Source organism: Homoserinibacter sp. GY 40078 (assembly GCF_008017545.1).
Taxonomy (GTDB): Bacteria; Actinomycetota; Actinomycetes; order Actinomycetales; family Microbacteriaceae; genus Homoserinibacter.
Genome location: NZ_VRTZ01000001.1, coordinates 914,444 through 926,528 on the forward strand (window position 1 = coordinate 914,444; position 12,085 = coordinate 926,528).

At 68.1% G+C, this 12,085-nt stretch carries 12 protein-coding genes; 10 read left to right on the plus strand and 2 right to left on the minus strand.

From position 1 onward, the window contains the following. Positions 1-5: 5 nt before the first annotated feature. Positions 6-1,478 carry a SpaH/EbpB family LPXTG-anchored major pilin gene (locus FVQ89_RS04380; protein WP_187264894.1) on the minus strand — a complete coding sequence of 491 codons (1,473 nt, stop codon included), beginning with the start codon at positions 1,476-1,478 and terminating at the stop codon, positions 6-8. A gap of 55 nt (positions 1,479-1,533) precedes the next feature. Next, on the minus strand, positions 1,534-5,007 hold the full coding sequence (locus FVQ89_RS04385; RefSeq protein WP_147900672.1) for a SpaA isopeptide-forming pilin-related protein: 3,474 nt from the start codon (positions 5,005-5,007) through the stop codon (positions 1,534-1,536). A gap of 403 nt (positions 5,008-5,410) precedes the next feature. Between FVQ89_RS04385 and FVQ89_RS04390 the strand changes: the two genes are divergently transcribed. The 10 genes from FVQ89_RS04390 to rpsS all read left to right on the plus strand — a co-directional run bounded on the left by FVQ89_RS04390 (position 5,411) and on the right by rpsS (position 12,074). After that, positions 5,411-6,085 (plus strand): response regulator transcription factor, encoded by a 675-nt coding sequence (locus FVQ89_RS04390; protein WP_147900673.1) that lies wholly within the window; start codon positions 5,411-5,413, stop codon positions 6,083-6,085. 174 nt (positions 6,086-6,259) lie between these two features. Beyond that, entirely contained in the window at positions 6,260-6,856 is a 597-nt protein-coding gene (locus FVQ89_RS04395; protein WP_187264895.1) for a TetR/AcrR family transcriptional regulator, read from the plus strand. Between the two features lie 37 nt (positions 6,857-6,893). Continuing rightward, complete coding sequence (locus FVQ89_RS04400) at positions 6,894-7,865, plus strand: DNA topoisomerase IB (protein ID WP_187264896.1); 972 nt, start codon at positions 6,894-6,896, stop codon at positions 7,863-7,865. A gap of 20 nt (positions 7,866-7,885) precedes the next feature. Then, a complete protein-coding gene (locus FVQ89_RS04405; protein ID WP_147900675.1) occupies positions 7,886-8,578 on the plus strand; it encodes a YoaK family protein in 693 nt (230 codons plus the stop codon). A 404-nt stretch (positions 8,579-8,982) separates the two neighbouring features. Next, a complete protein-coding gene (rpsJ, locus tag FVQ89_RS04410; protein ID WP_120761912.1) occupies positions 8,983-9,291 on the plus strand; it encodes a 30S ribosomal protein S10 in 309 nt (102 codons plus the stop codon). 32 nt (positions 9,292-9,323) lie between these two features. After that, entirely contained in the window at positions 9,324-9,974 is a 651-nt protein-coding gene (gene rplC / locus FVQ89_RS04415; RefSeq protein ID WP_147900676.1) for a 50S ribosomal protein L3, read from the plus strand. A 2-nt stretch (positions 9,975-9,976) separates the two neighbouring features. Next, a complete protein-coding gene (gene rplD, locus FVQ89_RS04420; protein ID WP_147900677.1) occupies positions 9,977-10,627 on the plus strand; it encodes a 50S ribosomal protein L4 in 651 nt (216 codons plus the stop codon). Next, positions 10,624-10,923 carry a 50S ribosomal protein L23 gene (rplW, locus tag FVQ89_RS04425; protein WP_147900678.1) on the plus strand — a complete coding sequence of 100 codons (300 nt, stop codon included), beginning with the start codon at positions 10,624-10,626 and terminating at the stop codon, positions 10,921-10,923. Before rplD ends, rplW begins: the two co-directional genes overlap by 4 nt. A gap of 17 nt (positions 10,924-10,940) precedes the next feature. Continuing rightward, on the plus strand, positions 10,941-11,780 hold the full coding sequence (rplB, locus tag FVQ89_RS04430; RefSeq protein ID WP_147900679.1) for a 50S ribosomal protein L2: 840 nt from the start codon (positions 10,941-10,943) through the stop codon (positions 11,778-11,780). Between the two features lie 12 nt (positions 11,781-11,792). Further along, positions 11,793-12,074, plus strand: coding sequence for a 30S ribosomal protein S19 (gene rpsS / locus FVQ89_RS04435; RefSeq protein WP_147900680.1), 282 nt, complete (start codon positions 11,793-11,795; stop codon positions 12,072-12,074). The last annotated feature ends 11 nt before the right edge of the window (positions 12,075-12,085 follow it).

Consider the following 12,085-nt stretch of genomic DNA (forward strand, 5'->3'; position numbering starts at 1 on the left):
GGAGGTCAGCTCCGCTGCTTGCGGTAGCGCACCACCTGGGCGGCGATGCCCCCGGCGACGAAGGCGATGCCGAGACCGTAGAGGAGCATCGTGCCCGTGCCGCCGGTGATCGGCAGCGGGAAGTCGACGACGGTGAGGGCGTTCCGCACGACCAGGTCGACTCCTACCGCCGTCGTGTCGTCGTCCACGATGAAGGCGATCGGACTCGTCAGCAGCTCATGGCCAGCGGGGGCGACCGTTTCGACCAGGTAGTAGGTGTTGTAGCCGGGGTCGGTATCCGACACGGTCTCTCCATCGGCGAAGTCGCTGTATCGCAGACCGCTGATGGTGAGGGTGCCGTCGGAGTTGACCACTTCGAAGGTGTCTTCGCCGTCGAGGACGACAGGGTCGGTCGAGGACCGGGCGTCAGCAAGCGAGGTGAACACCTGGAACTGCGCCCCGGTGAGCGCTTCGCCGGTCGTGTGGTCGACCTTCTGCAGGGTGAGCTCGCCCCACCGCGTCTCGACGGCCGCAGTCGTGGCGGGGTCGTCGTCGGCGATGCTCGCAGCGTTCGGATAGAACAGCGCGACGTTCGGGATGTGTCCGATCGCGTTCGCGGTCGTGCCGATCTCCACGACGATGCTGGTGGCGATATTCGCGGAGAGGATGGCGCGCCCGCTGGCCGTGAAGTCGACCGTGAGCGTGCGGGTGCTCGGGTCGTGCACCACGGTGTAGTCCGTGTCGCGCACGATGGTGGCCCCGTTCGCGAGGCTGACATCGGTGGAGACGTAGTCGAGCCGCGCGTCGAGTTCGTCGACGATTCGCAGACCGTCGATCGTCTCGACGTTCGGCACATCCGCCGTGACCGTCCACGTCACCGCATCGCCGAGGGCCACTGCGTTGGCATCGGCGACGGTCTTGTCCGCGCCGCTGAGCGCGTTCTTGGGGTAGACGTGGATGTTGTAGAGCCAGTCGTCGAGTGCCACCGGGTCGGTGAAGGGCACGGTGAGGAGGAACGGGGACGCCGGCGTCACGCCCGTCGGGTAGTCCGTCTCGTCGATGTAGTACAAGCCGAGGGAGAGTCCCGAGAAGATGGCGTCGCCCGCGACGTTCGTGACCTTGACCTCGGCTGTTCCGAAGCTGTAGCCGGCGCCCGTGATCACTGATTCCTCGGAGCCGGGCGGGAAGTTGTCGGAGAGATCCTGCGCCGCGAGCCAGCCGGCGTTCGTTGTGAGGTCGATCCCGAGCACCTGCCGCACGCGGAAGCTGACGCCCTCTACGGGGACGAGACCGGTCGTGTCGACGGGGAGGCCATTGTGGGGAAGCCCGGTCGGCTCCTCCGGTGCTTCGAACTTGTGCACCGAGATCGTGCCTGTCTGAGTGGGGTCGATGAGAGGATCGGCGGCCGCGGGCGACGCAACGCCTGCGAAGGTCGCGACGGCCAGTGCGGCCGCCATCAGCAGGGCGCGTGAGGTGCGCCGGGAGGGGTGGGTGGTCATGATGTGGTCCCTTGTCTCAGGTGTTGCGCGGGTCGTGGTGCGGGTCGTGGTGCGGTCAACGGAGGCGTGAGGTTCGTGCGACCCTCCGTCCAGTCGGGGAGGTGCGGCGCAGGGCGATGACGGCCGCGCCGATTGCGCCGACCACCAGGAGCGCTCCCCCCGCGAGCAGGAACGGCGCGGTCCCGGGTCCTCCCGCATCGGGGATGTCGTAGACCGGCACGTCTTCGACGCGGATCGTCGGTGTGCCGTCGACGTCAATGACGGAGATGTTCGCGGGCGCGTCGTCGGCGAGGTGCGTTCCCCCGGCGTCGAGGGTGAACGGGACCCGCTCGGCCAGGAGCTGGAAGCCGGGCAGCGCGTGCGTCTCCTCGAGCCAGTAGGTTCCGGGCGGGAGCGCCATGCTGGCGAAGAGTCCCGTGATCGGTCCGTCCGAGTCCTCCGCTGCAGGAAGGGGGTCGAGCAGCGCCGTTCCTCCGACCGCGGCGTCGTATACCGCCCACTCGGAGCCGGCCATCGGGACCACCTGCGCCGTGGTGTCCTCGCCGACCTTGAGTACCTGCAGCGGCACCGAGTCCGGAGTCACCTGGAGCGTTTCGCACTCATCGCTGCACGGCGCAGGAGGCACCTGAGGCGAGTTGCCGGTCACGACGTTGCGAAGGGTCGCCGCGAACGCGTCGTCGTCGACTCTGACGAGGTAGCTGAGCGTTGCGGTCGCACCGGCAGGCAGAGTGAACGGCTCGGTCGTGAGCATGCCGCCGACCGGGTCCGAGACAGCCGTCGTCGACCCGTCGATCTCGAGCTGCGCCGACCCGGTGACGAATGTCGCGTCGTCGAGCACGTCACCCAGGTCGTCCTCGATCGTGACGTCCTCCACATCCGGCGATGTCGAGTTCTCGATCGTCACCTCGTAGCGGAGGGTGTCGCCCGGGTGCACCGTCGCGCCGCGCTCGAGCGGGGTCGTCGTGCCGTCGAGCAGCGCCCGCTTCGAAAGATGCCAGTCGGCACTGGCCACGTTCGCGAACACGCAACGGACGTGTCGCCCGGCGACGGGCGCGCTGGCGAGCGAGATCGCCCCTGTCGTTCCCGCACCGTCTGCGAGTGCGGTGCCCCCCGAGGGCTCGCCGCACTCCCAGCTGCTGTCGTAGTAGGTGAAGTCGGTGCCGTCCTGCTCCGTCTCCGTGATCGTGTAGCTGCGACCCGGGACGGCGATGACGGCGCCCGCGGTCGCGGCGGTGGAGGTCTGCAGCCCGAGCCCGGCCCCGGCGGTCGCGCCCATGTTTCCGCCCAGCAGCCCGTTGCCGGTGATCTTCAGGACGAACTGATCGGCCTCGCGGAAGCGGGAGACCACGTCTTTCTGAAGCGTGATCGTGCTCGGGTACGCGCACGATGCGAGGTCGTCGATCGCGACGGCGGCTCCCGACGAGTCGCGGATCTCGTGCGCGTCGAGCGCAGACCCGCTGTTGGGGTCGATCTGGGTCAGTTCCGGCGTCGACGTGCTGCCGCTGCCGTACAGGGTGCTCTCGGTTCCGAAGGCGACCCCGGCGAAGACCTCCGCCGCGGGTTCGGGGAAGATCAGCACCCGGTAGGGGGCGATGCTCCCGTCGGTCGGCGGGGCGTCGACCGCCACGATCTGGTTTCCGCTGCCGTCGGAGACCCGCTCGGTGCCGGAGGAGATCAGAAGGTACGCGCGCCCGGTGGTGTCGAACGCGAGGTCGGCCTGCGGCCCGAGGACTCCGATCGGGGGAGTGGACACGGGGTTGTCGACCGCGAATCGGGGAACGAGCGCGCCGGCGGTCGGATCGAACTCGAAGACGACGAGGGTCTCGTCGGTGAATCCCGCGACGTAGTACGCGCCGTCCGCGGGGTTCACCGCACCCGCGACGAGTTCCAGAGACTCCGCCCCGTCGAGGGGACCCGAATCCGTGGTGGTGGCCGTGAGGACGTCGTAGCGGTACACGTGGTGTGTTCCCGCTGTCGAGCTCACCGCGTAGGCGGTGGTGCCGTCGCTGCTGATCCCCAGCCCGTCGAGGCCGGACGCGGCGATGGAGCCCGACGTGATCGTGCTGCCGGTCGCGGGGTCGATGGCGTGCAGCGCGCCCGCGGCGGTGATGCCATGAACGACGTCGCAGCGGAGCGCACCCGGCGGCGTCGAGCTCCACTCGTCGGTGTTGTTGGTCGGATCGGTGTCGACCTCGAACCCCGTCACCGTTGCGGCGTTGGTGAGGATCCCGGTGGTGCCTGCCGCCACCGTGCCGGTGAAGGTGATGGTGGTCGAGGAGTTCGCAGCGGGCGCGGAGGCCAGCTCTCCGACCACGCAGCGCAGCTGATGTCCTCCGCCGTCGACGTCGAGAATCTCGCAGCCGGCGTTTGCCGGGGGAGCATCCGTTCCGGAGGGGATCGACGGGGAGAGGATCGCGTCGGGGATGTCGTCGGTCACGACCGAGCCGGACGAGCCGGAGGGTCCGTTGTTGGTGATCGTGAGGGTGTAGGTGATCTGATCACCCGGCGTGTAGGTCGCGGGGCCTGTCTTGACGATGGCGAGGTCGAGCGGGTCGCCGATGATGGCGGTCCCGTCGTTGTTGTCGGAGGCCGGCCCGTTGGAGATGGAGACGAGCCGGAACGTCGGGGTCCCCGACGAGGCGTCGCTGATCGCGATCTGGTACACCTTGCCCGTGGTGTTCGCGGAGATGCCGAGGTTCCCGTTGCCGTAGACCCACTGCGCGCCGAAGGTGCTCTCGGCGATGAAGGTTCCGGCTGGGGCACCGGCGCGGGGGCCAAGACCGGTTTCGAACGACGCGATGGCGGCGGTCGGGGCGGCGGTCGGATCGTCGGGATCGATCGTGGGGGTCGGGTCGATGCGCCAGATCGTGCTCCCCGTCTCGAAGCCCCAGAGGTATCCGTCGCGGAAGACGATGTCGGAGACATTGGGCACCTCGGACCGGAGGGTGATCTTGGTCGCGACCGGTGGCGTCTGGGTGATGTCGATGGCGTACATCTCGGTGAGGTAGTCCGCATACGAGCTGCGGATGAAGAGGGTGTCCGAGAACTCGCCTTCACCGAACGCGCCCTGGTTGTAAATGGCTCCCGCGTTGGGGCCGGGGGCGGCGAGCCCGGCGGCCGCGCCCAGATTCTGGGTCGTGTTGTCGAGGCCGATCTTCAGGACTTCGCGCCGGTGGTCCTTGTCGCGCCGGATGGCATAGATGTAGTTGTCCGACTGGTGGTAGGCGATCGCGTTGTAGCTGACTCCGGCGGTGCTGCCCCCCGACGGGACGAAGGTGACGGTTCCGGCACCCTGGACGGCGGAGTAGAGCCTGGTCGGGGTGTCCTGAGCGACGAAGACCCGTGGGGTCGACGGGTCGAATGCGGTGGGTGATGCCGCGTCGGCCGCCTGGGGCAGCTGGGTAAGCGCGCCGGTGATCACGACGAGGGCGGCGAGGCCGAGCCCGAGCGGTATGTCCTTGCGGGTGAACCGGTGTCGTGAGCGGTGCCGGGGGTGCGGTGGGTTCTGCCGTCGCCCGGAGTTCGTCATAGATGTCGCCTCTCGTGCAGGGCCGTCGCGGAGCACGGCGCGCCCGAATACGGCCGTGCTCCGCTCTGGCCTCCGCCCCGATTTCGGAGCTCCCGGCGGGCGCGCGGGGGTGCACGCCCGCCGGGTGTGGTGCGGCGGCTCGAGACCGCCGTCCCCCGTTCACCACCCTCGGATGTGAGGCGTCGGCGCGGTATCCCGAGGGCGGTGGGTTCTGCGCGCGAAGAGACCCCCAGATGTGAGGGTTGCACAGCACCGTATATTTGGCGATATGCTGCCAAATGAGATATGGCAGCGGGTGCCAAATTAACGGCATCCCGGATGAGACCGATGGAGGTGCGTCGAGATGTGTTCGGCACGGCGCTTCATCGATCAGGCGACACAGAGACGTGGTCAGGGAACTCCAGTGCAGACCCGCCCGTCATCGCCCGTTCGTATCGGAATCGTCGACGCGCACCCCGCCGTCGTCGTCGGACTCTCCGTGGTGGTGAACCTGGAACCCGACATGCAGGTCGCGGCTTCTGCGGCCTCGGCCGACGAGTTGCTGGCGCAGGAGGTCGACCTCGACGTCGTCGTGTGGGGATCGAGCGGCGATAGCGCGCGCGCCGCACGGCAGCTCCACGCGTTCGGAGTGCGCGGCGTCGCGGTGTTGGCGTATTCGCCGGCGGTTGTCGACTCGCGTGGATCATCCGACTCCAAGGGAGTGGTCGGTGTCGTCTCCAAGGCCGACGCTCTCGACGCGATCGTCAGAGCCATCCGTGAGATCGCGGCGGGACGGCCCTCGGACCCGGTGTCGATGCGACAGCCTGTTCGGCACGCCGATCTGACCGACCGCGAGGCAGAGATTCTCGCCCTCTATGTGTCGGGGCACACGGCGAGCGCCGTCGCATCGAAGCTCTTCATCTCACGGCACACAGTGGTCGATCACATTCGCAACATCCGCGCCAAGTACGCGGCTCTGGATCGCGGCGCCCGTTACAAGACGGACCTCTATCTGCTCGCGGTGGAAGACGGCATCGTGCCGCGCGATGCGCGTTCCCCGCAGGTGTCGGGCGGCATCGCGGATTCGGTGGCGAGCTGAACGGAGTGGTGGGATGCGGACAACCGCGTTCGGCGGTCCGCACCGATTAATGGCGGATGTAGACATAATCATGTGTCGACACCTGACCGGACCTGCGTGCCATGCCATGCTGTCGGCATGGCGCCCGAAGCTCCCCCCACCAGCGCGTCGGCCCGCCCTCGAGGCAGACCGACCGTGATCGATCCCCCCACCCTCGCCTGGCATGCTCTGCAGGTGTTCCTCGAGAAGGGGTTCGAGGCGACCACCTGGAAAGACCTCGCGGAGGCATCCGGTGTCAGCACGCGCTCGCTCATGAGGCACTTCTCGTCCAAAACCGACCTGGTGCGCATCGGCATCGAACCCGCGTGGCAGCTGTTCGCGCACAAGCTGGCCGAGATGGACGACGACAACCTCATGGCAGCTCTACGTCGCGCCGTGGCCGAGGGGCTGGAGGCCGCGTATCGCGATCCCGACGTCGGGATCAATTGGGTACGCCTCGTTGCTCGCGACGCTCGCCTCATGTCGGAGATCCAGTCCACGTCGGCACCGTGGGTGCGCGCCGTCGCGCAGAAGATCGCCGACAGCCGCCCCGATCTTCCGCCGGCGATATGCCGTGCGCTTGCGGCGGCCTATGACTCGGCAGTCTTCGCGGCCTTGATGGAATGGTCGGTCGACGAGATCGGCACCCCGGCCGAAGCGGTCGACAAGATGCTGCGCTGGCTCGACGTGCGCATTCCGGACGCTGAGGAGCTCGCACGTCGCGAGAGACTCGAGGACGCGTCGGGCGCCTGATCCCGCGCTCCGAGTTTCGTTCGCAGATACTGATCGCATGGTGCGACTGCGGCGGGCGCGACCGAGCGATCCGGGAATCCGGCGGATGCGATCCGGACGCGGCTTCCGCTACGTCGACGGCGAGGGGCGTGCCATCGACGACCCCGAACTCCGGCAGCGGATCGACGCCCTCGCGATCCCCCCGGCCTGGACGGAGGTGTGGATCTGCACCTTCGCCAACGGTCACATCCAGGCGACCGGTGTCGACGCCGCCGGTCGCACCCAATACCTCTATCACCCGACGTGGCGCGAGCAGCGCGATCGGATGAAGTACGACCGAGCGCTCGCGCTCGCAGAGTCGCTTCCCGTCGCGCGCCGGGGCGTGACCGTCGACCTCCGCCGCGAGGGCCTCGAACGCGAGCGCGTGCTCGCGGCAGCGTTCCGGATGCTCGACACCGGCCACCTGCGGGTCGGCTCGGAGCGCTACGCCCTCGAACACGGAAGCGTCGGTCTCTCGACGCTGCTCGGGTCGCATGCGCGCGTCGAGGCGGGGGAGATCGTGCACCTCTCGTTCCCCGGCAAGAGCGGCCAGGACTGGGAGTCCGAGGTGCGCGACCCGGACCTCGCCGCAGTCGTGAGGGCGCTGAAGCGCCGCGGCCCCCGTGCGCGCCTCCTCGCCTGGCACGACGACGCCGGGGCGCATCCGGTGACTCCGCAGGAGATCAATGCCGACATCCGCGCACGCACCGGTGGCGACTTCACCGCCAAGGACTTCCGCACGCTCCACGGCACGGCCGCCGCGGCCGTCGTGCTGGCTCGCACCGGCCCCAAGCGCTCCGCTTCGGCCCAGGACCGCGCGGTCGCGGCGGCGGTACGCGCGACCTCGCAGGTGCTCGGCAACACCCCGGCGGTGGCCCGCTCGAGCTACATCGACCCGCGTCTGTTCGACCTCTACCGCGATGGTGTGACCATCGATCCGAACCGTGTGGCGTCGGTCGAGTCCGAGCTGCGCTCCCTGCTGTTCACCTGAGCCGCTAATCTCCTGTCGTCATGGATCACACGCTGCGCCCTCGTCTGTCGGTCACGGCGCTGCTGCTCTTCACCGCCTCGACCGGCGCGATCGACGCGGTCAGCTATCTCGGGCTCGACCGCGTGTTCACGGGCAACATGACCGGCAACGTGCTCTTCCTCGGGTTCGCGCTCGTGGGGGTGCCGGGGATTCCGTTCCTCAACAATGCGGTCGCGCTGCTCGGGTTCGTCGCGGGCTCGATCGTCAGCGGGCGCATCGTGGGTCGCGGTCATCGCCCCGGGAGCCTGCCGACGGGAAGCATCGTCGTGCTGGTCATCGGCGCGGTGATCATCGCCGCGGTCGTGCTCGTGTCGTTGTTGTCGCCGTCTCTTCCGGATCCGGCGCTGCTGGCGGTCACCGCGGGCCTTGCGTTCGCGATGGGCGGTCAGGTGACGGCGGTGAAGCCCGTCGGCAACAGCGACATCACGACGATCGTCGTGACGAACACGATCGCCAACCTCGCCCGCGACTCCCGCCTCGGCGGCGGGCACGGTCAGCAGTGGATGCAACGGTTGCTCGCCGTCGTGGCGATGGGTGCGGGGGCTGCGCTCGGCGCGTACGCGATCCTCTCGGCGTCGACCGTCGTCGCCCTCTCGGTCGCCTGCGTCCTCTACGCGGCCGCGTGCACCCTCATGATCGTGGCAACCCGCCGCCAGCCCCCCTCAACCCCGTGAGAGTACGCACTTTTGCGTGCTCTCACCCCCGAGAGCACGCAAAAGTGCGTACTCTCACGGGGGCCGCGGGGTGACCTGAGCCGACCCGCGGGGCGCGACACGCCCGGGTTGCAGCAAATGCGGGCGTGTGGCAGACTTTCATGGTTCAACACGCCGCGCCTTGCGCGTGGCTCACTGCCTTGGCAGTGCACAGCCCCCGGCTCACGGTCGGAAGCGGCTGGGCCGCAGGCAGAAGAACACAGCTTCAATCGAATCCCGATTCCTCCGGGGAGACGTGTGCGCCACGGCGCACGGCGCGTCTCGGGGAAGCGGTGATTGACAGAAGAACAGCGGTGCGCGTCGAAGGGCGCGCGGATGTGCGGGCCGGTTGCGGTCGCGCACGGGAACAAGGAAGAGAGCTGACCATGGCGGGACAGAAGATCCGCATCCGGCTGAAGTCGTATGACCACGCCGGCCTCGACGCATCGGCGCGAAAGATCGTCGACACCGTGACCCGTGCGGGTGCGACCGTCGTCGGTCCGGTGCCCCTCCCGACGGAGAAGAACGTGGTCGTCGTGATCCGTTCCCCGCACAAGTACAAGGACAGCCGCGAGCACTTCGAGAAGCGCACCCACAAGCGCCTCATCGACATCATCGACCCGACGCCGAAGGCGGTCGACTCGCTGATGCGCCTCGACCTGCCCGCCGACGTCAACATCGAGATCAAGCTCTAGCCCGAGCTGAATCGGAAGCCAGAAGGAAACCCATGTCTGCAGTGAAGACGACCAAGGGTCTGCTGGGCACCAAGCTCGGCATGACCCAGGTCTGGGATGAGAACAACAAGCTCGTCCCGGTGACCGTGGTCCAGATCACCCCCAACGTCGTGACGCAGGTCCGCTCCGAGGAGAAGGACGGCTACGCCGCCGTCCAGATCGCCTACGGCGCCATCGACCCGCGCAAGGTCAACAAGCCCGCCGCCGGCCACTTCGAGAAGGCGGGCGTCACGCCGCGCCGTCACCTCACCGAGGTCCGCACCGCCGACGCCGCCGAGTACACGCTCGGCCAGGAGCTTGCGGTCGACATCTTCGAAGCCGGTCAGCTCGTCGACGTCGTCGGCACGAGCAAGGGCAAGGGCTTCGCCGGTGTCATGAAGCGCCACAACTTCCAGGGCGTCTCCGCATCGCACGGTGCGCACCGCAACCACCGCAAGCCCGGCTCGATCGGCGCCTCCTCGACCCCCAGCCGCGTGTTCAAGGGCATGCGCATGGCGGGCCGTATGGGTGGCGAGCGCGTCACCGTGCAGGGCCTCAAGGTCCACTCGGTCGACCTCGAGAAGGGCCTCCTGCTGGTCAAGGGTGCCGTTCCCGGCGCCCGCGGCCGCATCGTCTTCGTCCGCAACGCTGTGAAGGGAGCGTAGCCATGGCTGCGACCACTCTCGACGTCGTCGACGCGAAGGGGAAGAAGGCCGGTTCGGTCGAGCTCCCCGGTGCGATCTTCGATGTGCAGACCAATGTCCCGCTCATCCACCAGGTCGTGACCGCCCAGCTCGCCGCCGCGCGCCAGGGCACCCACAAGACCAAGGGTCGTGGTGAGGTCTCCGGTGCCGGGCGCAAGCCGTTCAAGCAGAAGGGCACCGGCCGCAGCCGTCAGGGCTCGATCCGCGCCCCCGAGCACACCGGCGGTGGCATCGTCCACGGACCGGTGCCGCGCGACTACTCGCAGCGCACCCCGAAGAAGATGATCGCCGCGGCTCTGCTCGGCGTCCTCTCGGACCGCGCCCGCGGTGAGCGTCTCCACGTCGTGGAGTCCTTCGGCACCGACGCCCCGTCGACCAAGACGGCCGTCGCGCTGCTCGCCCAGGTCGCCACGAGCAAGAACGTGCTCGTCGTCCTCGACCGTGCCGACGAGGTGGGTGCTCTGAGCGTCCGCAACCTCCGCAACGTGCACGTCCTGTACGCAGACCAGCTGAACGCCTACGACGTGGTCGTCTCCGACGACATCGTCTTCACGCGCGCTGCCTTCGACGCGTTCGTGTCGAGCAAGACCAAGACCGAGGAGGCTGCCCAGTGAGCGGCTACAACAAGGACCCGCGCGACATCATCATCGCGCCGGTCGTGAGCGAGAAGAGCTACGGGCTCATCGACGAGGGCAAGTACACCTTCATCGTCGACCCCCGCTCGAACAAGACCGAGATCAAGCTGGCGATCGAAAAGATCTTCGGCGTCAAGGTCGCCTCGGTGAACACCATCAACCGCGTCGGCAAGACTCGCCGCACCCGGTTCGGGATGGGCAAGCGCAAGGACACCAAGCGCGCCATCGTCACGCTCAAGTCCGGCTCGATCGACATCTTCACGGCTGTCGGCTAAGGACCAGGAAGAGAATCATGGCCATTCGCAAGTACAAGCCGACGACCCCCGGTCGTCGTGGCTCGTCGGTCGCCGACTTCGCGGAGATCACGCGCTCGACGCCCGAGAAGTCGCTGCTGAAGCCCCTGCCGAAGACCGGTGGGCGCAACAACACCGGACGCATCACGACCCGCCACATCGGTGGCGGCCACAAGCGCCAGTACCGCGTCATCGACTTCAAGCGCAACGACAAGGACGGCGTCAACGCCAAGGTCGCGCACATCGAGTACGACCCGAACCGCACCGCGCGCATCGCGCTGCTGCACTTCGTGGACGGCACGAAGCGTTACATCCTCGCGCCGAACAAGCTCAGCCAGGGCGACATCGTCGAGTCGGGTCCCTCGGCCGACATCAAGCCCGGCAACAACCTGCCGCTCAAGAACATCCCCGTGGGTACCGTCATCCACGCCATCGAGCTGAAGCCCGGTGGCGGCGCGAAGATGGCGCGTTCGGCGGGTGCCTCGGTGCGTCTCGTCGCGAAGGACGGCCCGTACGCGCAGCTGCGTCTGCCCTCGGGTGAGATCCGCAACGTCGACGTGCGCTGCCGCGCCACGATCGGCGAGGTCGGCAACGCCGAGCAGTCGAACATCAACTGGGGCAAGGCCGGCCGCAAGCGCTGGAAGGGCGTCCGCCCGACGGTGCGTGGTGTCGCGATGAACCCGATCGACCACCCCCACGGTGGTGGTGAGGGCAAGACCTCCGGTGGACGCCACCCGGTCAGCCCCTGGGGTCAGCCCGAGGGCCGCACCCGTCGCCCCAACAAGGAGAGCGACAAGCTCATCGTCCGCCGCCGGACCGTCGGCAAGAAGCGCAAGTAGAGGTAGTAGAAGATGCCGCGCAGTCTCAAGAAGGGACCCTTCGTCGACGAGCACCTGTTCCGCAAGGTGCAGGCTCAGAACGAGGCGGGTTCGAAGAACGTCATCAAGACCTGGTCGCGTCGGTCGATGATCGTCCCGGCGATGCTGGGTCACACGATCGCGGTCCACGACGGCCGCAAGCACATCCCCGTCTTCGTGACGGAGACCATGGTGGGTCACAAGCTCGGCGAGTTCGCGCCCACCCGCACCTTCCGTGGACACGAGAAGGACGACAGGAAGGGTCGTCGCCGCTGACGCGGCGATGC